This is a genomic window from Streptococcus vestibularis (assembly GCF_900636445.1).
Classification (GTDB): Bacteria; Bacillota; Bacilli; order Lactobacillales; family Streptococcaceae; genus Streptococcus; species Streptococcus vestibularis.
Map to the genome: position 1 here is coordinate 1,613,726 of NZ_LR134275.1, position 26,784 is coordinate 1,640,509.

At 40.1% G+C, this 26,784-nt stretch carries 24 protein-coding genes; 6 read left to right on the forward strand and 18 right to left on the reverse strand.

The genetic code is table 11. The features are described 5' to 3' along the window. Positions 1-159 precede the first annotated feature (159 nt). Positions 160-1,434, reverse strand: a complete 1,275-nt coding sequence (locus tag EL076_RS08140; protein WP_126429980.1) for a 2-hydroxycarboxylate transporter family protein — start codon at positions 1,432-1,434, stop codon at positions 160-162. A gap of 21 nt (positions 1,435-1,455) precedes the next feature. Beyond that, positions 1,456-3,078 (reverse strand): malolactic enzyme, encoded by a 1,623-nt coding sequence (locus EL076_RS08145; protein WP_003096209.1) that lies wholly within the window; start codon positions 3,076-3,078, stop codon positions 1,456-1,458. 145 nt (positions 3,079-3,223) lie between these two features. Between EL076_RS08145 and EL076_RS08150 the strand changes: the two genes are divergently transcribed. After that, entirely contained in the window at positions 3,224-4,105 is an 882-nt protein-coding gene (locus EL076_RS08150; protein ID WP_064519774.1) for a LysR family transcriptional regulator, read from the forward strand. Positions 4,106-4,134: 29 nt separating this feature from the next. On the opposite strand, the gene trxB is transcribed toward EL076_RS08150, so the two are convergent. The 8 genes from trxB to dinB form a co-directional block, all read right to left on the reverse strand. Next, the gene (gene trxB, locus EL076_RS08155) at positions 4,135-5,058 is read right to left on the reverse strand and encodes a thioredoxin-disulfide reductase (RefSeq protein WP_269148173.1); all 924 of its coding nucleotides are present in this window, start codon (positions 5,056-5,058) and stop codon (positions 4,135-4,137) included. 62 nt (positions 5,059-5,120) lie between these two features. Continuing rightward, complete coding sequence (locus EL076_RS08160) at positions 5,121-5,345, reverse strand: DUF4059 family protein (protein ID WP_003093939.1); 225 nt, start codon at positions 5,343-5,345, stop codon at positions 5,121-5,123. A 214-nt stretch (positions 5,346-5,559) separates the two neighbouring features. After that, positions 5,560-6,303, reverse strand: a complete 744-nt coding sequence (locus tag EL076_RS08165) for an amino acid ABC transporter ATP-binding protein (RefSeq protein ID WP_048788176.1) — start codon at positions 6,301-6,303, stop codon at positions 5,560-5,562. Continuing rightward, entirely contained in the window at positions 6,303-7,049 is a 747-nt protein-coding gene (locus EL076_RS08170) for an amino acid ABC transporter permease (protein WP_172798560.1), read from the reverse strand. The genes EL076_RS08165 and EL076_RS08170 overlap by 1 nt, the downstream gene beginning before the upstream one ends. Before the next feature lie 611 nt (positions 7,050-7,660). After that, positions 7,661-8,491, reverse strand: coding sequence for a transporter substrate-binding domain-containing protein (locus EL076_RS08175; RefSeq protein ID WP_003094100.1), 831 nt, complete (start codon positions 8,489-8,491; stop codon positions 7,661-7,663). Between the two features lie 284 nt (positions 8,492-8,775). Beyond that, complete coding sequence (locus EL076_RS08180) at positions 8,776-8,970, reverse strand: hypothetical protein (RefSeq protein ID WP_126429984.1); 195 nt, start codon at positions 8,968-8,970, stop codon at positions 8,776-8,778. Between the two features lie 13 nt (positions 8,971-8,983). Further along, positions 8,984-9,382 (reverse strand): hypothetical protein, encoded by a 399-nt coding sequence (locus EL076_RS08185; protein ID WP_126429986.1) that lies wholly within the window; start codon positions 9,380-9,382, stop codon positions 8,984-8,986. 247 nt (positions 9,383-9,629) lie between these two features. Continuing rightward, on the reverse strand, positions 9,630-10,733 hold the full coding sequence (dinB, locus tag EL076_RS08190) for a DNA polymerase IV (protein WP_126429987.1): 1,104 nt from the start codon (positions 10,731-10,733) through the stop codon (positions 9,630-9,632). 267 nt (positions 10,734-11,000) lie between these two features. On the opposite strand from dinB, the gene pflB reads away from it, so the two are divergent. From pflB to EL076_RS08205, 3 genes are all read left to right on the forward strand, one after another. After that, the gene (gene pflB / locus EL076_RS08195; protein ID WP_003093192.1) at positions 11,001-13,313 is read left to right on the forward strand and encodes a formate C-acetyltransferase; all 2,313 of its coding nucleotides are present in this window, start codon (positions 11,001-11,003) and stop codon (positions 13,311-13,313) included. Positions 13,314-13,567: 254 nt separating this feature from the next. Continuing rightward, positions 13,568-14,242, forward strand: a complete 675-nt coding sequence (locus tag EL076_RS08200) for a carbonic anhydrase family protein (RefSeq protein WP_126429989.1) — start codon at positions 13,568-13,570, stop codon at positions 14,240-14,242. A gap of 84 nt (positions 14,243-14,326) precedes the next feature. Beyond that, on the forward strand, positions 14,327-14,779 hold the full coding sequence (locus tag EL076_RS08205) for a GNAT family N-acetyltransferase (protein ID WP_048788183.1): 453 nt from the start codon (positions 14,327-14,329) through the stop codon (positions 14,777-14,779). 16 nt (positions 14,780-14,795) lie between these two features. On the opposite strand, the gene EL076_RS08210 is transcribed toward EL076_RS08205, so the two are convergent. Genes EL076_RS08210 through EL076_RS08220 form a run of 3 tightly spaced genes read right to left on the reverse strand, consistent with a single transcriptional unit; the run spans position 14,796 to position 16,680 of the window. Then, positions 14,796-14,933: a hypothetical protein gene (locus EL076_RS08210; RefSeq protein ID WP_172798571.1), complete on the reverse strand. Its 138-nt coding sequence runs from the start codon at positions 14,931-14,933 to the stop codon at positions 14,796-14,798. Between the two features lie 44 nt (positions 14,934-14,977). After that, on the reverse strand, positions 14,978-15,925 hold the full coding sequence (locus EL076_RS08215) for a serine hydrolase domain-containing protein (protein ID WP_048788184.1): 948 nt from the start codon (positions 15,923-15,925) through the stop codon (positions 14,978-14,980). Next, a complete protein-coding gene (locus EL076_RS08220; protein ID WP_003094434.1) occupies positions 15,925-16,680 on the reverse strand; it encodes a CppA family protein in 756 nt (251 codons plus the stop codon). The genes EL076_RS08215 and EL076_RS08220 overlap by 1 nt, the downstream gene beginning before the upstream one ends. 269 nt (positions 16,681-16,949) lie before the next feature. Here EL076_RS08220 and EL076_RS08225 point away from each other — a divergent pair, with 269 nt between their 5' ends. After that, positions 16,950-17,324: a CPBP family intramembrane glutamic endopeptidase gene (locus EL076_RS08225; RefSeq protein WP_232009637.1), complete on the forward strand. Its 375-nt coding sequence runs from the start codon at positions 16,950-16,952 to the stop codon at positions 17,322-17,324. Positions 17,325-17,412: 88 nt separating this feature from the next. Here EL076_RS08225 and gla read toward each other — a convergent pair whose 3' ends face one another. Then, entirely contained in the window at positions 17,413-18,279 is an 867-nt protein-coding gene (gene gla, locus EL076_RS08230; RefSeq protein ID WP_003096177.1) for an aquaglyceroporin Gla, read from the reverse strand. A 120-nt stretch (positions 18,280-18,399) separates the two neighbouring features. On the opposite strand from gla, the gene EL076_RS08235 reads away from it, so the two are divergent. Continuing rightward, complete coding sequence (locus EL076_RS08235; protein ID WP_064519415.1) at positions 18,400-20,667, forward strand: Xaa-Pro dipeptidyl-peptidase; 2,268 nt, start codon at positions 18,400-18,402, stop codon at positions 20,665-20,667. A 79-nt stretch (positions 20,668-20,746) separates the two neighbouring features. Here the strand turns inward: EL076_RS08235 and EL076_RS08240 are convergent, their stop codons facing one another. The 4 genes from EL076_RS08240 to EL076_RS08260 form a co-directional block, all read right to left on the reverse strand. Next, complete coding sequence (locus tag EL076_RS08240) at positions 20,747-21,127, reverse strand: hypothetical protein (protein ID WP_064519413.1); 381 nt, start codon at positions 21,125-21,127, stop codon at positions 20,747-20,749. A gap of 540 nt (positions 21,128-21,667) precedes the next feature. Beyond that, a complete protein-coding gene (locus tag EL076_RS10505; RefSeq protein ID WP_126429991.1) occupies positions 21,668-22,069 on the reverse strand; it encodes a hypothetical protein in 402 nt (133 codons plus the stop codon). A 1,203-nt stretch (positions 22,070-23,272) separates the two neighbouring features. Further along, positions 23,273-25,018 carry an ABC transporter ATP-binding protein gene (locus EL076_RS08255; RefSeq protein WP_126429993.1) on the reverse strand — a complete coding sequence of 582 codons (1,746 nt, stop codon included), beginning with the start codon at positions 25,016-25,018 and terminating at the stop codon, positions 23,273-23,275. After that, complete coding sequence (locus tag EL076_RS08260; protein ID WP_126429995.1) at positions 25,011-26,768, reverse strand: ABC transporter ATP-binding protein; 1,758 nt, start codon at positions 26,766-26,768, stop codon at positions 25,011-25,013. Before EL076_RS08260 ends, EL076_RS08255 begins: the two co-directional genes overlap by 8 nt. Between the last annotated feature and the right edge of the window lie 16 nt (positions 26,769-26,784).

Sequence of the window (26,784 nt, forward strand, 5' to 3'; positions counted from 1 at the left end):
TTATTGAAAAAAAGAAACCCTAGTTTTTTATCAATGTACCTATTATAGCAAAAACCAATTGTATAGTATATTGAGCACATATAATCTGTATTGATTACACCAAAAAAAGAGGACATAACAGTCCTCAAAGTGTTTCTCACACAAATAGTATTTTCTTAACTAATTCAACATATATGCTAATAGGCCACCTAGAATTAAAATAATAGCTCCACTTAAACGATTTGCCATTTGAGCAAAAGCAATCATTTCCATACGATCTGATGCAGAAAGTACAGCAATATTACCCGTACCACCCATAGAGTTATTAATCATACCGGCACCAATTGCCGTTTCAACTGGGAATAAACCTACAAACTCACCAATAATAGCAGCAGCAAGTCCCATTGCAACAACTGATGTCAAACTTAGAATAATAAATTGAACATTCATCGCTTTTGCTAATGTTGCCAAATCAATCAAAGAAAGGCCAATACCTGCAAGTACTGCATGGGTCAGATTTGACATGATGACTTGGTTAAACATTACAACACAATTTTCCAAAGTTTTTGGTACCACATCCAAGGCTTTCAAGATAAACACAATGATAATCATGAAGGCATAGCTGTGAATTTTTGGAACAAAGGCATTGCAAATCACACCAAGCAAAAAGATTGTAAAAGCAAACATCATTCCAACCCCAATATCAGTCGGATTCAAATTTAGTTTTTCCTTTTTCAACTCATCCTTATTAACAGGAATCAAGACACCATGTCCATTTGACTTACTATTAACAAAAACTTTTGAAATAAGAACAGCACCGATAATAGCCAGAATATTTCCTAAAGTAGTCGCAGGTGCTAATTGAGAGAAGATAGTCGCTTGATCACCATGTAAGTTAGAGGCATAAATTTTAGAAAGTGGCAAAATACCCGCTCCCATTCCTCCAACCATTTGAGGGAAGGAAACATAAAGGATAGAGTGCCCGAACCCTTGACCAAGAAGCATCCCCACAAGACCAACGCTAAAGGCACCAATAACCATGGTAACAAGAGACACGGGGATAAAGCGTGCAGAGGCTTTCACCAAAATCTTACGATTCATACCAAGGATAGCACCACAAATCAAGGCTGCAATATAAAAATCAAGAAAGCCAAAGGAATCTCCCAAAAATCCTTTTGTTGCTACAATAATATCTTTTGGAATGATATGAAATGTAGCAAGAAGAGTTGCACCAAGCAGAGTAAATACTGAACCACCACCTAGGTAAGAGTTCATAATTGGCAGTTTCTCACCAATAAAGTAGAGAACATGCCCCATGACGACCAAAAGGAGGGTCAGTCCAAGCATATTGAGTGGGAGTTTCCCCATAGCAATCGTCACCGCGAGAACGAAGACGATGAATGCATATAGAGGAAGACTGACACCGGAAATTTTGATTTCATTCAATTTTTTCATGGTTGTTCAGTCAGCTCCTTATTAGTATTTAGGATACCATTTAAGGTCACGTACAGCTTTGGCCATATCTGTTTCTTCAGCTTGAGCAAGCCCTTGTTCTTGAGCTTTCTTGGCAACAGCTTCTGCTACCTTGATAGACACGTCAGCTACATATTGGAATGGTGGGAGGACTGGCGCACCTGGTTGACCTGGATTGACGATACCTGACAATGAGTGAGCTGCTGCCCCAATCATTTCATCTGTCAACAATTTAGCTTCAGATGCCAACATACCGAGACCAAGACCTGGGTAGATCAAAGCGTTATTGGCTTGACCGATTTCGTAGTCCACACCTTTATAGCTAATGGTTCCTGAAGGTACACCGGTAGCTACAAAGGCTTTCCCGTCTGACCATTCAATGACTTGTTGGGCTGTTGCTTCCAATTTCTTGGTTGGGTTAGAAATTGGGAAGATAACAGGGCGTTCAGTGTTTTCACACATTGCTTCAACCACTTCTTTAGTGAAGGCACCTGGGTTTGTAGAAGTTCCGACCAAGATGGTTGGTTTTACTGTTTTGATCACTTCAAGAAGACTGGTCATATCGCCTTTGCCTTCGAAGTCAGAACGTTTTTTAGCAAATGGTTTTTGAGCTGGTGTCAAATCTTCCATATCATCAAACAAAAGACCTTGTTTATCGATCATGAAGAAACGTTTGTAGGCTTCTTCTGGAGAAAGGCCTTCCGCAACCATTTCAGCGTGAACACGATCTGCGATACCAGCACCAGCAGAACCACCACCATAGCAAAGGTAAACTTGGTCTGTCAATTTTTCACCAGTGATATCCATAGCTCCAAAGATACCACCCAAGACAACGATACCAGTACCTTGAATATCATCGTTGAAAGTTGGAATCTCTTTCTTGTAACGGTTCAAGATATCAGCTGCATTTGAACGACCGAAGTCTTCCCAGTGAAGGTACAATTTAGGGAAAAGTTTTCCAGCTGTTTGAACAAATTGATCGATAAAAGCATCGTATTTTTCACCACGAACACGTTCATGACGGTTTCCAAGATACATTGGATTGTTCAACAATTCTTCACGGTTGGTACCAGCATCGATGACAAGAGGCATAACGCAAGCTGGATCAATTCCGGCTGCAGCAGTGTAGACCATGAGTTTTCCGACAGAAATGTCAACACCTTGGACACCCCAGTCACCAATACCGAGAATTCCTTCTGCGTCAGTTGCAACGATCAAGCGGATATCGCGATCGCCAGCCGCATTTTTCAAGGTTTCTTCGATATTTTCTGGGTGGTTAATATCAAGGTAAGCCGCATATTGTGGATCTACAAAGAGTTCAGAATATTGTTCAATGGTGTCCGCGATCACTGGATCATAGACGATTGGGTTGAACTCAACGATGTGTTGGTTAAAGAGGTAGTAGAAAAGAGTACGGTTTGTATTGAAAATCTCCATCAAGAAAAGACGCTTTTCAAGGTCAGATGGTTTGCGCAAGAAATGTTGGTAAGCTTGTTCAGCCTGTTCTTCGATAGTTTGAACATATGGAGGAAGAAGACCAATTAGGCCAAGTTCTTTACGTTCTTCCATTGTGAAAGCAGTTCCTTTATTAAGGAATGGATTGTTTAAAATTTCATGTGATTTCATTGCGAAATACCCCTCATAAATAATTTAGTGACTAATCTATTCAACTGTCGCTAGACATTATATTCCTCAAAAAATCTTATAGTCAACAAGCTCTGTTATCATAAAAATTATTTATAACAAATAGGGTTTATGATAAAATAAAAAAATGAATATCCGAGATTTAGAATATTTTTATCATCTTTACAGACTCCATTCCTTCACCGCAGTCTCTAAACATTGTCGGGTCAGCCAACCTACTGTTAGCTACGCCATCAAGCGTTTAGAAGATCATTTTGCTTGTCACCTTTTTGTTAAGGACCCATCTCATCGCAATGTTGCCTTTACACACCAAGGCGATATTGTAGCTAAACATGCTGAAGCCATCCTAACTGAGCTATCCGTACTCTCCAAAGAAATCCATCGCTCTATTCATGCAAAAGCAAAAATTGGGTTTCCTCCAATTATCAGAGCCAGAGTTCTTGCGCAACTGCTCGAAAAAAATCAAGATTTATCAATCTTATCCGAAATGGAATTTAGTACAGAAGGTTCTTTAGAATTGCTACAGCAATTAATCTCTGGAGACTTAGATTTCAGTTTAGTAGCTAGCCTTCATCCCCTAGAGCATCCTAAATTAACAACTCACGAACTCTATAAATCACCGTTTTATATTCTAGTCTCTGAAAGTCATAAATTTGCGGATAAAGAAGTCATCTGTTTCAAGGATGTTCTTGAAGAACGCTTTATTCTACTCAACGAGGGACATGTGCATATGGAAGCCTTCAATATACTGAATGAAGGTTATCAAAATCAGGCCGTTTCCTTCTTAGAATTAAGTGATCTGCCTACAATCGGTCAGTTAGTTGAAAAAAATCTCGGCATCAGTCTCATCACTGATGTCACACAATTTGAATCCATGGATAAATTGGTTAAAATTCCTTTAGAGGACGACGAGCAACTCGATTTTCATGTAAGCTACGCCTACCTAAAAGGAACACCCCTATCAAATGAAGTTGAAACGTTCAAAACTCTCCTAGACAAAATAACATAAAAAAGCCACCCCTTAGGGTGGTTTTTTTGTTATTTATCTTCTAAAGCAGTCACGTAGTTGTAAGCTTCGATGCCAGCTGTGGCACCATCCCCTACGGCTGTTGTAATCTGGCGAAGGTCTTTCTGACGGACATCTCCAATGGCAAAGATACCTGGAATACGTGTCGCCATCTTATCATCTGTAATTACCCAACCGTCCCGGTCAGTGATGTCGAGACCAGTCAAGTAATCTGAAACAGGATCAAGTCCCACATAAACGAAGACACCGCCAAATTCGTGGTTAGTCACCTCACCAGTTTTGACATTCTTGATATCAACACTGCGAACCTTGATGTCATCACCCTTGATTTCTTCAACGACTGAATCCCAGATAAACTTGACCTTTTCATTGGCGAAGGCACGGTCTTGAAGGACCTTTTGGGCACGCAATTCGTCACGACGGTGAACAATGGTCACGCTGTTGGCAAACCGTGTCAAATAAATTCCTTCTTCAACAGCAGAGTCTCCACCACCAACAACCAAGAGGTCTTGATTACGGAAGAATGCACCATCACATACCGCACAGTAAGATACCCCACGGCTGTTGTACTCTTCTTCACCAGAAACGCCAATGTGACGGTGTTTGGCACCCGTCGCAAGGATAACTGTCTTTGTTTGGTACTCCTCGTCACCAGTTTTAACAACTTTATAATTACCCTTATCTTCGATACCAGACACGATACCATAAAGATTTTCAACGCCCAATTTTTCCAAGGGTTCAAACATCTTCATGGACAATTCTGGACCAGAAATACTTTCAAAACCAGGATAATTCTCAATATCAGATGTGTTATTCATCTGTCCACCAGGAGCACCTTGCTCCAAAGTTGCCACTTTAAGGTTGGCACGGGCTGCATAAAGTGCTGCAGTCATCCCCGCAGGACCAGCTCCAATAACAATTGTATCGTACATGATTAACTCCTTATATGATTTTCTTGTAGAGATATCTTACACCTAATGTGCCAACAAAGCTAGAATTATGCATTCAGTACGATAAGAATCGCCATAAAAGCAAATGCCAGTACTGGAATCGAAACCATCGACATCATAATAGCATCATAGAGGGCACCTTGACGCTCCTTAACGGTTTTGTCTGCACGACGTAGGGCACGCCATCCAAGCCAAAGGGCGCCAAGCACCAAGCAAACAAAGAAAGCAATCACAAGGCCTAAGAGATAAAATTTAAAAATATTTAATAACATAAATCATCCTAAAGTAAAAAATAGAAAAGGCTGAGACAATATTCTCCAACCTCTGAATCCGAATAGTAATAACTGTGCGGTGTAGTATCTGATTGGACTCCTTAGTCGCCTTTGAAGTACTCAAAAGTTCCTAATCATCCTTGTGGGACTCTGACTATAAACTAGAAATGTAGTCCTATCCCATCACCTTTTCTATTGTAACAAAAATCCCATCTTAAAGGTATTGTTTTGAATAAGAAGCGAAAAATTCTTTTGTTCGCTCTTCTTTTGGATGATTAAAGATTTCATCGGGTGTTCCTTGTTCAAGGATATGACCTTTTTCAAGGAAAAGCACCTTATCAGCCACTTGATAAACAAAGTTCATGTCGTGACTGACCAAAATCATGGTTTGACCTGACTTAGCCGCATCAGCGATTGATTTTTCAACCTCACCAACCAACTCAGGGTCAAGAGCAGATGTTGGTTCGTCAAGCAAGAGCACATCAGGCTTCATGGCAAGGGCACGGGCCAAGGCCACACGTTGCTTTTGACCACCTGACAAGTGACGTGGGTAGTGATTTTCTCGATTAGAAAGTCCAACCTTAGCGAGTTCTTCTTTCGCAATCTTAGTAGCTTCTTCGTCAGAAAGTTTCTTAACAATCTTAAGACCTTCCTTAACATTATCCAAGGCTGTACGACGTTCAAAGAGGTTAAACTGTTGGAATACCATGGCCAACTTACGACGAAGGGTAAGGATTTGCTCTTTGGTAATTGTTTCGAAATCCACCTTAAAATCATCAATGATAATTGTACCAGAATCAGGTTGTTCCAAATAGTTTAAGCTACGAAGGATTGTTGACTTCCCTGCACCAGAGGCACCAACCAGAGCGACAACTTCACCTTTTTCAATGTCAATATCAATGCCATCGAGAACCTTTTGTCCTGAAAATTCCTTGGTCAAATTTTTGATACTAATCATTAGCGGTCACCTCCAATGCCAGAAATGTCAGTTGCTTCAGGAACCTTAATAGCCATATGATTTTCAACTGAACGACCAATGTTTTCAATCAAGATTGAGATTACCCAGTATACAAGAGCTACTGAGATATAACGTTCAAAGTAACGATAGTCAGCACCACCTAGGATCTGAGCCTGTGCATACATTTCGACGATACCAGCACTGAAGGCAAGTGATGTTCCCTTAGTCAAACCAATCAAACTGTTAATTAAACTTGGTGTCGCAATAACAGCCGCATTTGGAATAATGACACGACGGTAAACCTGTGCTGATGTCATCCCAAGAGAACGGGCAGCTTCGATTTCCCCAGCATCAACAGCCTGAATTGCCGCACGAATAGTTTCACTCATGTATGCCGCTTCGTTAAAGGCAAAGGCTGTAATAGCGAAGATAGCTGGTGGAATCTCATTAATATTCCAATCTAATCCGAATTCGCCATTCAAGTAACGAAGGAAGAGTGGGATACCATAGTAGGTTAACATGAGTTGGACAAGAATTGGTGTCCCACGCAAGAAACTCACAAAAACAGCTTGGATCGGATAAAGGATACGTACTCGATTGATCTTAACAACCGCAAAAACAAGGGCTAAAATCAAACCTAAGAAAGCACCTGCAATGGTCAAACCCAATGTTAAAGGTAAGTGTTCTACAATCTTAGGAACCGCATCAAAGACAGCCTTCCATGAGAAGAGCTTACCAGCTGGCATCCAAGATGAAATCCATTTGAAGACAATTGTAACCAATTGCAAAATATAGCTCCAAAGAATCTCCACTAACCATGATACGGGAATAGCCAAAGCAACAACCACTGCCAAACCAATTAAACCAATGATAACTTGGAGATACCAAGGTGACCGATTAAATGCTTCGATACTCTTTTTCACAATGTTGCCCTTTCTTTCTAAAAAAGTCGGTTAGCCTAGTGCTAACCGTCTTAATATCTTATCATAAATTTTATAATATTCATTTTAGCACGACTCGGAAAGTCTGTGAAATAGTCTTTTCTTATCATAGTGATAAGAAAATCATATCACTGATAACACTATCTTGTTGAGGTTTAAACAGATTTTTGAGAATTTCTCTAAACGAATCCTTATTTTAGGAACAAAGTGAGAATAAACCAAGGCTTTCCGCCGTGAGAAAAACACCTGACACTTTAACGTTTCAGGTGTTCGGAAGGTTTAAGTCCTTAGGCTTAAAACTTAGTCATGGAACTTCGAAGAAGGTCACTGACGTCCGTTGTTACCTAAGGAAATCCTCAAAAGAAAACTTTGTTTTCGATCTAAAGCTGAGACAGCAGTCTCACCTTTTAACCATCTTATTTCAAATCACTGACGTAATCGCCACCAAAGTATTCCTTACTGAGTTTGGCAAGGGTTCCATCCTTCTTGAGCTCTTTGATACGCTTATTGACAAAAGTCTTGAGTTCCTTACCTTGCTTATCATTTGAGAAAAGAAGATATTCAAGGCCATCAGTCTTCATACCGATATCGTCTTTAATCTTGTTTACAGCCAACTTATAGCCTTGATCTTTAACAATGTACTCAGACGAAATGGCATCATAAAGGATAAAATCAATTTTTCCTTCTTGAATGTGTTGAACACGCGTTGAAAGACCAGTTGAGCTAGAAGCGTAGTTGATTGTAATTGGTGTCTTGTCCGCATTGGCGTGGTTCCAATTTTCAAGCAACTGAGCGTAGTTAGAGCCAGGAAGCACCTCTGTCGTCTTACCAGACAAATCGTCTAGGCTAGTATACTTGGTACCCTCAACACTGGTGATTGCATAGTTAGAACGTGAAATCGGATCTGAAAAACTATATTTCTGTGCACGCTCTTCATTGTAGTTGAAATCATTAGCTGCAATCTGATAACGTCCAGAATCCACCCCTGTCAAGATGGAATCAAAAGGCGTCGTCACAAACTTGACCTCATACTTGTCCGAATCCTTGAAAACAGCCTTTACCAAATCAATATCATACCCCTTGAAGTCGTCACCTTTTTTGAAAGTGAAAGGCGCCGTATCAGAGTCTGTCGCAACAGTAATCGTCTGCTTTTCACCAGATACCTTACTGTCACTTTTGTTTCCACAAGCTGCCAAAGTCAAAACCGACAAGCCAAGAATCCCTATGCCTGCAAGCCATTTTTTCATATCTATAATCCTCGATACCTTCATTAATAGTTAGTGATAACAGTTTACCATCTTCATCCAAACTCGTCTAATAATAAAAACCTAAGAGGTGATAGATAAAGGTTATAGGGATAATGCTAGAAATAGCAAGATAGAAAAGAGCTGCCACATCAGTGACAACTCTTTTCATCTTTAACATATTACATTAAATATTGATTGTCTAGTATTCATGTGAAATACTATCAACCTATCACTCCTATATAATCCTAAGAGGGAAAACAACTAAAAATAATCTATTATCCACACTACTTGTCCTTACCTGATAACTTATTACTTGAGTCGCTACTATCTTCAGGTTGATAGTCTGACAAATTATCATGGATACGTTCGGCGTAAACGGCTTTACTTCCTGATTCATCATGGCCAACCAGATCCTCGACAAGTTCTTTATAATCTAAGGAACTTCGTTGTGAGATCTTTATCCTTACCCTTTTCATCATTACTCTTATCAGATTAGTTCCAGTGCTTCAACTTGTCAATATTAATACCATAGAGACTCATGAGGAGAGAACGAACAGCAGCTTCAGCTCCATGGACACTAACAGAGCGTGAAGTAAAAGTCACTGTTGCTTCATTTTCCTTGACTTTAACATCCTTCAGTTTATAGTCCTGAATCTTGCCAATCATATTACGGCGTACCCTGAGAAACTTTGAAAACACTTGAGTTGGTGCCTTAGCATCATAGCCTTCGATGTACTTATAGGTGTAATTTTCTTCAGGCGTGAATCCCTTCTCTTCAATAGTATCTGCAACCTGTTTTTTAAAGACATTCGTTTCGGTCCATGTTTCGTAATTTGTTCTGTATAGTTTTGAAAAACCGTTACTTGATTTTCCAAGCATGATATCAATCAAAATCGTCGCATCCGCCTTGACACGTTATGTCGAAGTTGATTCGTTTTTTCTTTTTAGCTGGCTTATTTGAAGCACAGACTACAAGAACCAAGAAGGTTGTTAAAGTCAAGCACAGGTAAGTAAAAACTTTTTCATTACTTTTATTACCTCATTTCTATTACTTACTAATTAAGATAGCATAGGTCTGATGATGCTTTAAGGTCAACTGGCAACGTAACAAGTCAAAACTCTACTATATATAATATAATCACGCCAAATCGTCTAAGTTTAACTGTCTACCTTCTTGCTCTTCCAAACCTGTCAGCGTAACACCCAACAGTCGGACACCACTACTATTTTCGTCTAGCTGATCAAAAATGCTATGGGCAATCCTTTCGATGGTGTCAAAGTCCTGGGTCGATTTGTCCAAGGTCATACGTTTGGTTAGGGTTGAAAAGTCCGAATAACGAACCTTGATAACAATGATACGACCGACTTTTTTATTTTTCTGGGCACTTTCCGCTACCCGTCTAGCATTCTTAGTCAACTCAGCCTTGATGTCGTCTTCATTATACAGGAGCTTACCATAGGTTCGCTCACTTCCGATAGATTTACGGACACGGTTAGGCTTCACTGGGCTATTGGAAATGCCTCTAGCCTTTCGAAAGAGATCGAAACCAAAACGGCCAAAGCGGTCTATTAAGGTTATCTCAGGAATTTTCAAAAGATCGGCACCGATGTATATATCCATGTCATGAAGACGCTCAACTGACTTTTTACCAACACCATGAAACTTTTCAATAGGTAGCTTTTCCAAAAATTCCTGAGCCTCCTCTGGAAGTACCACCGTCAAACCAGCAGGCTTTTGAAAATCAGAGGCTAGTTTGGCAATAAATTTATTATAGGAAACGCCTGCTGAACAAGTCAGGTGAAGCTCCTGCCAAATATCATACTGGATAAGCTTAGCTACCTTAACCGCCGATTTGATACCAAGCTTATTTATCGTCACATCAAGATAAGCTTCATCGATAGACATAGGTTCAACCAAGTCGGTATAACGTTTAAAAATCTCACGAATTTGCATCCCCACCTCTCGGTAATGGCTATAATTTCCTGAGATAAAGACAGCATTAGGACAACGTTCATAGGCTTCCTTAGAAGACATGGCTGAATGGACACCATATTTTCTAGCCTCGTAATTACAAGTAGACACCACACCACGGCCTCCTGTTTTTCTGGGATCATGACCGATAATAACAGGTTTGTCTTTAAGACTAGGATCATCTCTCATCTCGACCTGAGCAAAAAAGGCGTCCATGTCAATATGGATGATTTTCCGACTGGTATCATTAATTAGAGGGAACTCTAGCATGGCTTCTTGCCTCCTTTCTCAGATTCGTTTCATTATAAAGATCTTTACAGAAAACTTTGGGCCTACAAAGCACTCTCCCCCCTATAATACCAAAATCTATCAAAAAACAGAAATTTATACTACAGATTTTCAGTTTTATAAACTGTATTATAAAAGAATGTCTCTAAAATCACAGTTTTAAAGTTGTGTAAGCGGTTACTGTATGATAAAATACTTTTAGAGAATGTAACAGATTATTTGTTACTAGAATTATAGGAGATCCAAACTATGGCAACGGTTAAAACTAACACAGATGTTTTTGAAAAAGCGTGGGAAGGCTTTAAAGGAACTGATTGGAAAGAAAAAGCAAGTGTATCTCGCTTTGTACAAGCAAACTATACACCATATGATGGTGATGAAAGCTTCCTTGCAGGACCAACTGAACGCTCACTTAAAATCAAAAAAATTGTAGACGAAACTAAAGCTGGCTACGAAGCTGCTGGACGCTTCCCAATGGATACTCGTCCAACTTCAATCGCTGACATTGACGCAGGATACATTTCAAAAGAAGATGAACTTATCTATGGTATCCAAAATGATGAGCTCTTCAAATTGAACTTCATGCCTAAAGGTGGTATTCGTATGGCGGAAACTGCCTTGAAAGAACACGGTTATGAACCAGACCCAGCTGTACACGAAATTTTCACAAAATACGTGACTACAGTTAACGATGGTATCTTCCGTGCTTACACTTCAAACATCCGTCGTGCACGTCACGCTCACACAGTTACTGGTCTTCCAGATGCTTACTCACGTGGACGTATCATCGGGGTTTACGCTCGTCTTGCCCTTTACGGTGCTGACTACTTGATGCAAGAAAAAGTTAACGACTGGAATGCTATCAAAGAAATCGACGAAGAAACTATCCGTCTTCGTGAAGAAGTTAACCTTCAATATCAAGCACTTCAAGACGTTGTTCGCCTTGGTGACCTTTATGGTGTAGATGTTCGTCGTCCAGCCTTCGATACTAAAGAAGCTATCCAATGGACAAACATCGCCTTCATGGCAGTATGTCGTGTGATCAACGGTGCCGCTACTTCACTTGGTCGTGTGCCAATCGTCCTTGACGTATACGCAGAACGTGACCTTGCTCGTGGTACTTACACTGAATCAGAAATCCAAGAATTTGTTGATGATTTCGTTATGAAACTTCGTACAGTTAAGTTTGCTCGTACAAAAGCTTACGACCAATTGTACTCAGGTGACCCAACATTCATCACAACTTCTATGGCTGGTATGGGTGCTGACGGTCGTCACCGTGTTACTAAGATGGACTACCGTTTCTTGAACACTCTTGACAACATCGGTAACTCTCCAGAACCAAACTTGACAGTTCTTTGGACTGACAAATTGCCTTACTCATTCCGTCGCTACTGTATGCACATGAGCCACAAACACTCTTCTATCCAATACGAAGGTGTAACTACTATGGCTAAAGACGGATACGGTGAAATGAGCTGTATCTCATGTTGTGTATCACCACTTGACCCAGAAAACGAAGAACAACGCCACAACATCCAATACTTCGGTGCTCGTGTTAACGTACTTAAAGCCCTTCTTACTGGTTTGAACGGTGGTTACGACGATGTTCATAAAGACTACAAAGTATTTGACATCGAGCCAGTCCGTGATGAAGTTCTTGACTTTGACACTGTTAAAGCTAACTTCGAAAAATCTCTTGACTGGTTGACTGACACTTACGTAGATGCCCTTAACATCATCCACTACATGACTGATAAGTACAACTACGAAGCTGTTCAAATGGCCTTCTTGCCAACTAAACAACGTGCTAACATGGGATTCGGTATCTGTGGTTTCGCAAATACTGTTGATACATTGTCAGCAATCAAATACGCTACAGTTAAACCAATCCGTGACGAAGATGGCTACATCTACGACTACGAAACAATTGGTGAATACCCACGTTGGGGTGAAGATGATCCACGTTCAAACGAATTGGCAGAATGGTTGATTGAAGCTTACACTACTCGTCTTCGTAGCCACAAACTCTACAAAGATGCCGAAGCTACGGTTTCACTTCTTACAATCACTTCAAACGTTGCTTACTCTAAACAAACTGGTAACTCTCCAGTTCACAAAGGGGTATACCTCAACGAAGATGGTTCAGTGAACTTGTCTAAACTTGAATTCTTCTCACCAGGTGCTAACCCATCTAACAAAGCTAAAGGTGGATGGTTGCAAAACTTGAACTCACTTGCTAGCCTTGACTTTGGTTACGCAGCTGACGGTATCTCATTGACAACTCAAGTATCACCTCGTGCTCTTGGTAAAACTCGTGACGAACAAGTTGACAACTTGGTAACAATCCTTGATGGTTACTTTGAAAACGGTGGACAACACGTTAACTTAAACGTTATGGACTTGTCAGATGTTTACGAAAAGATCATGAGCGGTGAAGATGTTATCGTACGTATCTCTGGATACTGTGTAAACACTAAATACCTCACTCCAGAACAAAAAACTGAATTGACACAACGTGTCTTCCACGAAGTTCTTTCAATGGATGATGCTTTGGGATAAAATGAATAAAGAGCTCGCAATAGCGAGTTCTTTTCTTTTTGTAAAACACTTATTTTTTAATTATAATTTTCTAAAAAAACTATAATTTACTTTCTTTCATATTAGCTATAAAATAAAAGCGTTTCTGTTTGGTTTCTCCAGACACTTCATTCTAAGCAGCTCAAAGAACTAAGACTCTGTCACCATCTGACTGCTAGTTTACAAATAACGTGTTAACTAGCATACATGTCAAAAAATAAAAGTATATAGGGAGGATAACTAAGAAAGGTTTTAAGCTAATTGGATTATTGTCTCTTATAGCCGGTACCATCCTACTCGTAGCCTGCCAGTCTGAAACTCAAAGTAAAACCTCTAAGCCTCAAGAAGTCCAATGGAGCTATACGGGTATAACTGGTCCTGAACATTGGGGTGACCTTTCTAAAGATTATAAACTCAGCAAGGCGGATAAGGAACAATCTCACATTAATATCACCGGAGCTGAGAACGTTGTTCTCCCAGAACTAAACCTTAATAACCAAGAATCAGAAGGCCAAGTTGAGAATGAACTAGATGGCAAAACCTATACTCTTGAAGGGCATTTCGTCTACAAGACGGATAATGGAAAAATCACAGTTGTCTCAGTTCTCTATAACTATGGAGATAAAAGCCAAGCCTTGCAATTAAGCTGGGATAAAATGCCTCAGGCCACTAATACTGAAACGGATTTATCTCAGGCTATCTCACTTGATGATTTCTATCCTGAAAACAAGGTCTATTGCAACTTTGAAGGCTCATTGACAACACCGCCTTGTACTGAAGGCGTTTACTGGATTGTCTTCAAAAGCCAAGAAACTGTTAGTAAGGAACAGGTGGAAGAATTCACCCAAGCTCTTGGATTTGAAAACAACCGTCCTATCCAAGATGCAAACGGCAAAAAAATTAAAGAATAAAACCTATCAAAAGCTTGGTGACTACTCCTCTCATCAAGCTTTTTCTCATTGACGATAGACTAAAATCTTTGCTACACTATTCCTATGATTATCAAACATACAAGAGATACACTTTCAGAGACTTATCTAGATGCTGTGGCTATTCGAAACACCGTTTTTGTTAAAGGCCAAGGAGTTCCGCACTCTATCGAGATTGACGCAAATGAAGCCTACTGCATTCACTTTGTCCTCTATGATGACAAGGGCCAGGCTACAGCAACCGTACGCCTACTTCCTAACATAGACTTGACACAAGTTATACTCCAACGCATGGCCGTGCTTGACGACTACCAAGGTCAAGGTCTGGGTAGCATCCTCCTAAAAGAGGCTGAAGATTTCGCTCAAGAGCAGGGCTTCAAATCTATTTCTCTCCATGCTCAACTAGGGGCACTTAAGTTCTATCTCAATAATGGCTATCAAGAAGTCGGCCAAATCTTCGAAGAAGCTGGTATCCAACACATCACGGTTGAAAAATCCTTAATAAGTAAAAAAGCTTAATCAGTAGGTCAACTGCTTAAGCTTCTTCTTTTGTCGCAAATATAGGATAGCCATGCTCAACAGCAAGAACTGCCACATTTTCTCCTGCCTTTACTATCTCTGTGATTTTTTTCCAGTATTTCTCCCCTGTAAAAAGAAGGACAAAAATTTCCATGTAGACCAAAAAAGCAAGAGACAAGCTTTCTTTTCTTAGAGTGTCTACTCGACCGTTTCACAAACCAACTCCTTCTTCATTATCTCAATCAAAATATCTCTGTCCTTGATCCATTGAGCCCTCTCATCCTTGTAATAGGTACGATTACTGAGGAAAATCCCCGCACGTTGACGAGGGATATTAATAAGCACAAAGGTACCTGTATAACCAGTATGAATAAGCCAATCGCCTTGAAGGTCCCACGCGACACTACGCTCCTTCTTGGATTGACTGATATTTTGCGTCAGATTTTTAGCAAAATCATCCTTCAAATAATGGTTAACAAAGATTTCCAAGTCCTTTAGGGTTGAAAAGAGGCCTGCTGAACCTGTATGCTCTTTGAGCACTCGAGCCTTGGGATCGTGAACAGTTCCTCCCGGAACTCCCTCAACAGTTGGAACAGCAAGCTCAACTGGCCCAAACCGTGTTTCAAACATACCAAACGGTTGAAAAATCTCTATGTCAAAGAGCTTATCCAGAGTTTGTCCAGATAATTTCTCAAGCATCAACCCCAGGAGAATAAAGTTAATATCTGTATACAAGAATGGTTTATCAGACTTAACTTTGATGGCATTTATTGCAGCAATCAAGCCCTTTTGGTCTAATTCATCACGATTTGGAATAAAAGGATCAATTCCGCTACTATGAGAAAGAAGCTGACGAAGAGTTAGCGTCTTGTCTGCTACTTCAGGATAATAGGTGGACAACTTCTCATCCAAATCCAGTTTTCCTGACTGTAAGTAGAAGATACAAAGAGTCCCAACTCCCACCACCTTAGAGACACTAGCTAGATCATAGGTTAAATCTGGAGTTACTGAATTCTTGCCATCCTGAGTACCACAATAGTACTCTTGCCAATTCTTTCCATCATAAAGTGCAAGGCTGGCACCCGGGAAGATGTCAGCCTTGATATAGTCTGTAATTGTTAGCAATGTTTGTTTGAAATTAGTCATTATTTTGTTAACCAAACCTCAATATTACTCATATCAGTCAGTGCAAGTAGACTTCCTTTAGGATCTAAATAACTTGAGAACTGTTCCTTGTCAAGTTTCTCATGCAAGGCAGCCAAATCATAGTCTTCAGCTACCTTAAATTCTAGAATTTCCAAATCCCAAGTTTGGTCTGGACTTACTTGAAGGTCAGGACCTTCTGCCTTTTCAAAGTGGATAGATAAAGGCAATTCTTCGCCAAACAGATTATCGTAGAAAAAAGCCGCTTGAACCGTATCAACAACATTCAAAGTCAAAGACTGAACAGTAAAGTCTGAAACTCCTTTGAAATCTTCTTTTTCTTCAACATCTGCGTACTCGACTGTCTTTAAAGTTGATAAATCATCTTCAGCATGCACCAAAATAAGACCATTTTCTGGTGAGATAGTCTCAAAAGCGTAACCATTTTCCCCTTGGAAAATAGCCTTAGCTTGATGAACATCACGCGCCAAAAGGTACTCAATCTCAAGTGGATTTGAAACCTTAATGACCACTTTATTAATTTTCTTAGGACCTTCAACTGCACGACAACGGTAAGCTGGAGACTCCTCAATTACAAAAAGTGAGTTATGTTCTGCCCAGTCAGTGAAGACAGCAAGAGCATTTTCCTCAGTCAAAAGCTTAAATCCTAACGTATTTTGGTAAAAATCGATATTTTCTTGTCTATTATTCACACGAAAAATTGGTGTGTGAAACTTAAAATTCCCTGATTGCGTCATGACACCCTCCATTCTTTTCTATTTTATCCAAAAAGAGTCTGTGTGACAAGAATTTTCCTAAGAAAAAACAGGATTGTAATTTTTTCACTTTCTTTCGCATAAATTATGAAAATCATTATATTATCTTTACCTTAGGACTAGCTATTTCCTCATTTTAGAATATAATAAAGACTCTGAAAACTTTCGTCAATCATTTGGCGTTTAGACATACCTATCAGGGATTCTTTTTACTACTTGGGGGTTTGTTCTTATTTTTTGATGAGAGTTCTTTGAAGTTCCGCATGCTACTGACCCACACCAACTACCATGCGGAACTTCAAAGAACTCTTACGACAACGTCTATCCTCCCAGTAGGCATTAGCATGATGATTACTACCTTCTTGCAAGAACTACTCTTTCGTAAATGGATTTTCACCTGGTTAGCTCCCTATTCGAAAACGGCTGTGCTAGTCAGCACTGGTCTCTTTTGTCTCTTTCATATGCCTATCAACCTTGCCCACCTCTTCCTCTATATTGGAATGGGCTTGGCTCTCTCTATGGTCTACCAAAAAAGAGAAAACTTATCTGCAAGTATCACACTTCATGTTTTATGGAATCTTTACACCTTAGGTGCTACCATTCTAGTAATGACTATTACGATGTGACTGAGAAAACTTTCTCAGTTTTTGCTACTTTCAAATTTTTAAGCATAAAAAAACTCTGAAGACAATGCTTCAGAGTTTTGGTTATTGATTAAAGGTAGAGAGCTTTGAACAAGTATACTGCCAAAAGTCCTGCAAGGATTGGCGCTACAACTGGAACCCAAGCATACCACCATTTAGAATCACCTTTATGCTCACCAAGAACTGATGTCGGCAAGATGTGGTGAAGAAGACGTGGCATCAAGTCACGAGCTGGATTAAGGGCTGGTCCAGTAGGTCCACCGAATGAAAGAACCAAAGCAGCAACCAAGAAACCAACACCGATGTGAGCTACAGCGAGAGATCCATTCGCCATTTGGCCTGTTACAGCTGCTTTATCGTATCCATATTGAACCGCTTGTGAAACCAATTTGTGACCAAAGTAATTATTCGTCAAGGCAAGGGCACCAAAGAAGAGAAGGAATGAACCTGCAAACTCATTGGCAAAACCGTTAGCCCATGCACGATTACGATTTTCTGGAGTATCATCATGATCGTCAACTGCTGAGAACGTTGAGAAGGTACCAAGAATATTGTTAGGGTTCTCAGTTTGTACATAGTAAGGTTGGTGAACCCAAACCACAATAGCTTGACCTAAGAAAGCACCGAGAAGTTGTGCAACAAGGTATCCAGGAACGCCTACCCATGAGAACAAGCCAGATACAGCAAGTCCAAGGGTGAAAGCAGGGTTGATGTGGTTACCAGAAACATCACCAAACATAAGAGCTGGCATCATAACACCAAAACCATAACCAAAGGCGATTACAATCCAACCAGATTTGTTACCTTTTGTTCCCTTAAGCTCAACGTTGGCAACAGCACCATTACCAAGCGCTACAAGAAAAGCAGTCGCGATAAACTCAGTGAGGTACTTCAATAGCCATTCACTGGTGAACGCTTCTTTTAGAAAATCATTCATTTGTCTCTTTATTTCCTTTCGATTTTACAATAATTTAGACATCTATCATTTTATCAAGTATAATGTCTGATGTAAAGATATTTCTGGAATGTTTACGTATTATTTTTGAGGTTTTTGAATATGAAATTTAACCAGTTTAGTTACATCCCTGTTAGTCCTGAAATTGCTTGTCAAGAGCTCCGTTCTTTGGGGTTTGGAGTTTCTCTAGATGCTAGTGCCAAAGCCAATTTTGAATCATTTGTTCGCAAGCACTTCCTTTTATTTGAAGATACTGATTTGGCTTTGAAAAATTGGATTTCCGATCCAGAGACAGACCTCCTGGCCTTTTTCCAATCAGATCGTCCTTTAACTGCTGAAGTCTTTGGCTTGGTAGCCCTTCAACTGCTAGGATTTGTCCCTAACGTGGACTTTACCGACAGTGTTGCTTTCCTTGAGAAAATGGCCTTCCCAATCACTTTTGATAGTAGCCTTAATAACCTCCACCAGTTGTTAGCGACACGCACACAATCTGGCAATACCTTAATTGATCAGTTAGTAGCCCAAGATTTAATCCCAATAAGTAATGACTACGTCTTCTTTAATGGTAAGAGCTTGGCCACATTTGACACCAATCAACTTCACCGTGAAGTGGTTTATGTCGAGACTCCTGTAGATACCGATAAGGATGGACAGTTAGACTTGGTCAAGGTAACCATCTTACGTCCTAATGTGGACTTCCCGGTTCCAGCCATGATGACCGCAAGTCCTTATCAACAAGGGACTAATGAACCTGCCTCTGATAAGCTCACCCACAAGATGGAGGGAGACTTGCTCGTCAAACCAGTAGGTGAAATCTCCCTTAGCCAACCAAAAATCAAGACACCAGAGGCAGACCTTACGCCTATCAATCCTGTCACGAAGGCTCAGGAGCGTTTTGCTCACACTGATACCTATACACTTAACGATTACATGTTGGCTCGTGGTGTGGCTTCTATCTATGTATCTGGTGTCGGTACTTTCAACTCGGAAGGTTTCATGACCTCTGGAGACTATCAACAAGTTCTGGCCTATAAAGCTGTCATTGACTGGCTCAATGATCGTGCACGCGCCTTTACTAGCCATAGTAGACAGCATACCATTACTGCTGATTGGGCTTCTGGTAAGGTGACTACTACTGGGCTGTCATACTTGGGTACCATGTCCAACGCCCTTGCTACAACTGGTGTTGACGGTTTGGAGATGGTAATCGCTGAAGCGGGGATTTCTTCTTGGTACGACTACTATCGTGAAAATGGACTCCTCGTTAGTCCTGGAGGCTACCCTGGTGAGGATCTCGATACCTTGACTGAGTTCACCTATTCTCGTGCCCTATTAGCTGGAGAATACCTACGCCACCAAAAAGACTACGAGGCCTACCTTAAGGAGCTAAGCACAGCTATTGATCGTAAGCACGGAGACTATAACCAGTTTTGGCATGATCGTAACTATGTGCAGTTCGCAGACCGTGTCAAAGCTACTGTAGTCTTTACACACGGTAGCCAGGATTGGAACGTCAAACCGATTAACGTCTATCAAATGTTCAGAGCCCTCCCTGACTCTCTTGAAAAACACCTCTTCTTCCACAATGGTGCCCACGTTTACATGAATGCTTGGCAGTCTATTGACTTCCGAGAAAGCATGAACGCCTTGATTTGTCAGAAACTCCTTGGTTTGAATAACGGCTACACACTGCCTACTGTTATCTGGCAAAACAACCAGTCTGAACAGACTTGGAAGGTTATCGATAACTTTGGGCGCGACAATGGTAAACACATTCAGCTTGGTGAGACTGAAGCTAGTATCGCTAACCATTATGAAGAGGAAAACTTTGCCAAATACGGTAAAGCTTACCAAAGCTTCAAAGACGACCTCTTTGTGGATAAAGCCAATGCCATCACCCTAGACTTTGAACTGGACCAAGACATCCAAATCAATGGTCGTGTCCACCTAGAGCTCAAGGTTAAGTCTAGCACAAACCGTGGTCTCATTTCGGCCCAAGTTCTAGAAATGGGGGACAAGAAGTATCTCGCACCTATCCCTGCACCCAAACGCATGAGTTTAGATAACGGTCGTCTCTTCAAGGAAGAAGCCTTACGTGAACTGCCATTCAATCAGGCCAAATATCGTGTCATTACCAAAGGACACCTTAACCTGCAAAATCGCAAGAACCTCCTTAACATTGAGAATGTCACTCCAAATGAATGGATGACTATCGGTTTGGATTTGCAACCAACCATCTACAAACTCAACAAGGGCGACAAACTCCGACTCGTTCTCTATACCACAGACTTTGAGCACACTATTCGTGACAATAGTGACTATGAAGTGACTGTGGACCTAAGCCAAAGTCAGATGACATTGCCTTATTAGTATTTATCGCAAAAAATCCCATAGGATGAGAACTCCCATGGGATTTTTTGATTGTGTGGAAATAAACAAGATTTAGGCTTCAATTTTTACGATTTATTTTAATATTATTTAAACAAATGATGTAGCCAAGACAATGGAATAATACAAAGATATGCCAGTAAAAATAGAGCATAAAGCTATCAGATTTGATTATCGTATAAAAAAGAAAAATTGCAACAAACAAAATGGAAAGCCAGAGTGTCTTCTTAAAGAATAAAAAGTATTGATGTCCTATTTCTTTATCACCCAAAGTAACTTTTGATTTTTTGCTTAGGATAAGATGCATCAAAATCTCTACTAGACTACTAAGTACTGTTAAAACTAGAATCTTACTAAGAGGAATACCTAAAAAGAATCCTACCCACTCAATAAGCAATTGAGATAAAACAATAGCCGTAAGGGCACGTAAATTTTTTGACATAAAACATAAACCTCACACTTCTCTTAAACAGAAAGTTTTCAATATATTGAATTACACCTACAAAGCGTAGATAAACACTATTTTTATAAGCATATCTATCATAAACAGCATTCTAGCCTCGTATCTGTCGCATTACTCGTACCAGATTAGAGTAACCACATCACTTATCATTTCTAAAAATGAGCTGACTAAGATCATCAGAGAGCGATAAAGAAACATAAAGTGACAAGGTATAAAATAAAAATGTTCTTTCTTGATGCCAGAAGAATGTTATCACACATTGAATACAGACAGCCAAGATAACTTGTAGGATAAATTTTATGTATTTTCTAGAACTAAGCGATTGTTTCAAATAGTAATCCTCCTTTCAGGACATTTTTTGAAGACCCAGACCTTGCAAATATTTTTATACGATAGAAGAACATCCTTCAATCATTGGAAATCTTCCTCTAATTTTCACATATTTACTTAATCACTTTCTTATTATAACACTTTTATGCAACGTAAATCGAATAATGTCACAAATGGTTACTATATTTTCTATTTTTTAAAATATTTTTTGACTTGCAAGTAAGCTAGAAAATCACAGAGAATTAACAAAAGCATTAATACGACCAACATTATGCGGTCTGTGGTATCACTAAATGTAAGTAATGTGTAAAACTCTACACAAAGCACAAGAAATGAGATGACAAGAAAAACAATGAAGGACTGCCGTATTGTTAACGGATTTACTGAATCTGGACGTTTCTTAAGCAAACGGTAGAGCAGTCCATTAACAAAAATGACTACTAAAGCTAGTGCTCCGACTGCTAACCAAATCTCTGGAGAGGTCTTGCTTTTGTAGAGAGACATACTGGTACTTATAAAGAAAACTGCCAGTACAGCAGTGACGACCCTAGAAAATTGCAATACTCTCGAACTAACATTCTTTAACTTCATGATAAAACACCTAAACTATGAATAACCTCAGTCAGTCTTGCAAACCTAATAAGCTATTACATTTAACTCTATTCCTCTCTGTATTTTATTATACAGCTGTAAGATTTCAAGTAAGCCCTTAGCGATTAAATTCTACTGGGGATGTAATACAGTAGTGTCATTAGTACTGATACTTTAAATAGGCGAATATACATATCTTTGTTTTCTCTATTACAAAGATATGCAATCAAATATAATACAATCTCCGCTATCATTAGCAAGAATAATTTTACTTCGGGAACATCAAAAATAAGCATTTGCAAGCATCTTACGTTCAAAGTGACCAAAGGTTACTTTTGAAACTGTGCCCATTTTTTAAAAAGCAGACTATAAAGAAGCACGGTTAAGCCTAGCAAGTTAATGGTATGGTGGACTGCATCTAAGCTTCTAAATAGATTAGCGAGGCCCATTCCGATGAGAATGGTAGCCAGTAAATACGGCTTTGAGTTTTTGAACATACTTTTCTCCTTAAAGTGTTTTTAGCGTTCTGTGTTCAAGATATGATTTTCATTATAGAGTAGACTCCGATAAAAAAATAGTGACATAAATGTCACTACTTGTCTGACCTTATATCCTTGATAATCGTACACATAAGAAAGAGAAAAAGACATAACCCAATAATATTTAGGCATTGAAGTCCAAAACTCAGTTTTCTCCCAAGTTATGTAAAGCAACAAGGACGAAGCCCATAGACATCATTAGAGACAGTAGGCGTTTTTTAGTCATGATTACAAATACCTCTTCTCTTATATCGAAGTTTTCAACCATTATTCACAGACCAGCAATTGACAAGGTATCCTAATTAAGATTTCTTTTTAACGGGATTGTTAGTTTTGCATTTTTCAAGAAATGACATAATAGGCTTATCTAAAAAACTCATCACAGCCATGCAAACCATCCCTAAAATATAACTTTTCAAATCAAACATACTCCATCACCACCTTCAACGTTTGTAAGTGACTCAAGGTCAAGGAGTTCAAAATTGTTATTTGTTTGCCTTGTCATAGCAACAACCTCCTAAAATATTATTTTTTAGCTTTTTCTCTCAAGCTATGGTTTTATTATAGGTTGCAAGACAACAAAAAAGTAGTGACATAAATGTCACTACTCGATTTTGATTTTTAAGAAATCTTTTCGAATATAAAATCTATGGTCTAGATTAGCTTACGCTCCTTCCATAGCGCCTGCTTGTAGGCTGTACATCTTATGATAGGTACCACCGAGGGATAGGAGTTCCTCGTGGCTACCGTGTTCGATGATACGGCCCTTATCAAGGACATAGATGCAATTGGCATCTTGGATAGTCGATAGGCGGTGAGCGATGGCAATGGTTGTACGTCCTTGACGCATTTTTGCTAGAGAGTTTTGGACAATAGCCTCTGTCTCCGAATCAATATTGGCTGTCGCTTCATCCAGAATCAAGATTTTAGGCTGGCTAGCAACGGTTCTAGCAAAGGCTAGAAGCTGGCGTTGACCGGTTGAAAAACTTGAACCTCGTTCAGAAACTGGAGCATCATAGCCTTCTGGAAGTTTATCAATAAAGTGATTGGCATCCACAAACTCAGCAGTGGCTTTAATCTCTTCATCGGTTAAATCTTGATACATGGCAATATTGGATTTGATTGTACCATGATAGAGAAAGGGTTCCTGAAGGACAAGACCAATGTTCTTACGCAACTCTGCCTGACTATAATCGCGAATATCTACACCGTCAAGAAGAACTCGTCCTGATTGGAACTCATAAAAACGCATGAATACGTTGATAATAGAGGATTTTCCAGAACCTGTGGAACCGACAAAAGCGATGGTTTCACCTTTATTGACAGAGAAGGAAATATTATCTAAAATCTGGTGCTTACCGTCATAAGAGAAGGAGACATTTTCAAAGCGAATATTTCCCTCTGTAACCTTGGCGTCTGTGTCTCTCTGTTCAGGCTCATAGGTACGCTCGTCAATCAAGGCAAAGACCCGACCTGCTGAGACCATCGAGGTTTGCAGGGTTGAGAAGTTTTGTGTCACTTCAATCAAGGGATCAAAGAGGCGATTAATATACTGGATAAAGGCATACATGGTTCCTGCTGTGATTCCCAGATAGATACCTCGGTAGCCAAAATAGGCCATAAGAACAGCATAACCCAGCAGCTTCAGTAAACTCATGGCTGGGCGTAGAAAGAGAGAATCCAGTGACATGGAACGGCTGGCATAAATCAGGTGTTCCTCATTAATAACATCAAACTCTTTTTTGAGACGCTTCTCTTGGTTAAAGGCCTGAATGATGCGAATCCCTTCGATACTCTCTGACAATTTGGCATTTATATCTGAAAGCAAGGCTCTGGTCTTTTCAATGATGACCACTGATTTTTTGCGGTAGAGGTTAACCAAAAGGACAATCAAAGGAAGAAAGAGCACAATAAGCCCAGTCAGACGAATGTCCAAAATCATCATGGTATAAAGGGTCGTGACAAAGATAAAGATAGCCGAAATAAAGCTAGAGAGAATTCCTGAGAACATCTCGCTAATGGTTTCAGTATCATTGGTCAAGCGGGAAACGATAGAGCCTGCTGGAGTTTTGTCAAAGTAAGACATGCCCAGTTTTTCCATATTGGCAAAGGCATCTCGACGAATATCTCTGACAATACTGTAGGACACACGCGCAAAGAAGAGATTTCCCAGATACTGGACCAGTGTCTGCAAAAGATAAAGACCATAGTATCCAATCAGAATCATACTTGCCGCCTGATTCAAATCATGGAGGTAGTGGTCAATAAAATAGGAGGCCACCAGGGGAATGATACTCTTGATAACCGTTGTGGACAAGAGGAAGGCCAAAGCTAGAAAGGTCAAGAATTTGTAAGGCTTGAGATAAGTCAAGAGACGCTTAAACACAGACCATTGGTTTTGATTAGGCATGAGCTTCTCCTCCTTCCATTTCTAACTGTTGAGACTCATAGGTCTTGGCATACCAACCATCTTGAGCTAGTAAGTCATCATGACAGCCACGTTCAATGATGCGACCATCCTGCATGACTAGGATGAGGTCAGCGTGCACCACCGCACTCAGACGATGGGCGGTAATGAGCGTCGTCTTGTCCTTTCGGGTATGTTTGAGATTTTCAATAATAGCATGTTCTGTCTTGGCGTCCACTGCCGATAGGGAGTCGTCCAAAATCAAAATATCTGGATCCAAAATCATGGCCCGACTCATGGCCAGACGTTGTTTTTGACCGCCTGATAAGCTGACACCCTTTTCACCAATGATCGTTTCAAAGCCTTCAGGCATAGCCTTGATATCATCATAAACTTGAGCCAACTTAGTTGCTTCTTCCACCTTTTCAAAGGCAAAATCAGGATTACCAAAGCGAACATTGTCTAAAATGGAACTGGCAAAGAGAAACTGGTCTTGAGGGACATAGCCCATCAAGCTACGCAAGTCTGATAAGCGGTAGTCTCGAATGTCATGCCCATTCAAATAGATGGCTCCTTGATTAACATCGTGCTCCCGCAAGAGCAACTTGACAAGGGACGTCTTTCCTGAGCCAGTCTGCCCAACCAAACCAAGAGTTTGCCCCTTGTCCAAGGTGAAATGAATATCTCGCAAAGTATCCTCATCCTCAAAAGCAAAGCGGTCAATCGCATACTCTAAGCGACCATTTTCGATACTTGGGAGAGGATGCGCAGGATCTTGAACATCTGATTCCTGCTCCAGAAGATTTTCAATACGTTGGTAGGACACATTTCCCCTCTGTGTGATATTAAAGAGGAAGCCAATGGCCATCAGAGGCCAAACCAGCATGTCCAAATAGGTAATGAAGGTTACCAAATTTCCGACCGTTATCTGATTAGCCTGAATCATAAAGGCACCGACAAGAAGGGTCAAAACATAAGATGAACCAACAAAGAGTAAGACCAAGGGATCAAAAAGGCTGTCATACTTCATCGTATGCATATTCTTTTTAAAGGTCATCTTATTGGTCTCTTGGAAGGACTGAAGCTCAGCCTCCTGATAGCCAAAAGACTTGGTTACCTTGATTCCTGATACCGACTCTTGAACCTTATTATTAAGTTCGGAAAAGGCTGCCTGAGATTCTCCAAAAACTTTATGGGTCTTACGGCCCAAACGACTGGTCGCAAAAGCCATGAAGGGGAGGGGTAAGACAGCCACCAGTGTCATCTGCCAGGAAATGCTGAAAAACATGGTGATTAGGGTTACCAAAGCTGTGATAGAGGCATCTACGGCTGACATGACACCTCCACCAGCCAAACGGGTTAAAGAGTTGATATCATTGGTGGCATGAGCCATGAGGTCTCCAGTTCGGTACTTTTGATAAAAAGAAGGCGACATCTTGGTAAAATGCTCAAATAGGCGTGAACGCATAATCTGGCCTAAGCGATAAGAAGTCGCCAAGATGTACATGCGCCAAACATAACGCAAATAGTACATCCCCAAAGCTGCCAATAGCAAATATACGAGATTCAGAAGCATCATCTGATTGGTCAATTTTCCCGATGTGATAGCATCAATGACCCTCCCCATAACCATAGGAGGAATCAGATTGAGAACCGAAACCAGACTCAGTGCTAAAATCCCAATAATATACCGGCGTTTTTCCAACTTGAAAAACCACCAAAGTTTTGCAATGATTGATTCTTTAAAAGACAAGTTACTCCTCCTATTC

Coding starts and splice junctions, on each gene's coding strand:
- EL076_RS08240 (WP_064519413.1), bottom strand. CDS start 21,127: ATGTCAAAAAATTTACGTGCCCTTACGGCTATTGTTTTATCTCAATTG.
- EL076_RS08255 (WP_126429993.1), bottom strand. CDS start 25,018: ATGCCTAATCAAAACCAATGGTCTGTGTTTAAGCGTCTCTTGACTTAT.
- EL076_RS08180 (WP_126429984.1), bottom strand. CDS start 8,970: ATGATGAAAAGGGTAAGGATAAAGATCTCACAACGAAGTTCCTTAGAT.
- EL076_RS10505 (WP_126429991.1), bottom strand. CDS start 22,069: ATGAAGTTAAAGAATGTTAGTTCGAGAGTATTGCAATTTTCTAGGGTC.
- EL076_RS08145 (WP_003096209.1), bottom strand. CDS start 3,078: ATGAAATCACATGAAATTTTAAACAATCCATTCCTTAATAAAGGAACT.
- dinB (WP_126429987.1), bottom strand. CDS start 10,733: ATGCTAGAGTTCCCTCTAATTAATGATACCAGTCGGAAAATCATCCAT.
- EL076_RS08220 (WP_003094434.1), bottom strand. CDS start 16,680: ATGACGCAATCAGGGAATTTTAAGTTTCACACACCAATTTTTCGTGTG.
- EL076_RS08170 (WP_172798560.1), bottom strand. CDS start 7,049: ATGCCAGCTGGTAAGCTCTTCTCATGGAAGGCTGTCTTTGATGCGGTT.
- EL076_RS08205 (WP_048788183.1), top strand. CDS start 14,327: ATGATTATCAAACATACAAGAGATACACTTTCAGAGACTTATCTAGAT.
- EL076_RS08215 (WP_048788184.1), bottom strand. CDS start 15,925: ATGACTAATTTCAAACAAACATTGCTAACAATTACAGACTATATCAAG.
- EL076_RS08160 (WP_003093939.1), bottom strand. CDS start 5,345: ATGTTATTAAATATTTTTAAATTTTATCTCTTAGGCCTTGTGATTGCT.
- EL076_RS08175 (WP_003094100.1), bottom strand. CDS start 8,491: ATGAAAAAATGGCTTGCAGGCATAGGGATTCTTGGCTTGTCGGTTTTG.
- EL076_RS08150 (WP_064519774.1), top strand. CDS start 3,224: ATGAATATCCGAGATTTAGAATATTTTTATCATCTTTACAGACTCCAT.
- EL076_RS08235 (WP_064519415.1), top strand. CDS start 18,400: ATGAAATTTAACCAGTTTAGTTACATCCCTGTTAGTCCTGAAATTGCT.
- EL076_RS08140 (WP_126429980.1), bottom strand. CDS start 1,434: ATGAAAAAATTGAATGAAATCAAAATTTCCGGTGTCAGTCTTCCTCTA.
- EL076_RS08210 (WP_172798571.1), bottom strand. CDS start 14,933: ATGGAAATTTTTGTCCTTCTTTTTACAGGGGAGAAATACTGGAAAAAA.
- gla (WP_003096177.1), bottom strand. CDS start 18,279: ATGAATGATTTTCTAAAAGAAGCGTTCACCAGTGAATGGCTATTGAAG.
- pflB (WP_003093192.1), top strand. CDS start 11,001: ATGGCAACGGTTAAAACTAACACAGATGTTTTTGAAAAAGCGTGGGAA.
- EL076_RS08165 (WP_048788176.1), bottom strand. CDS start 6,303: ATGATTAGTATCAAAAATTTGACCAAGGAATTTTCAGGACAAAAGGTT.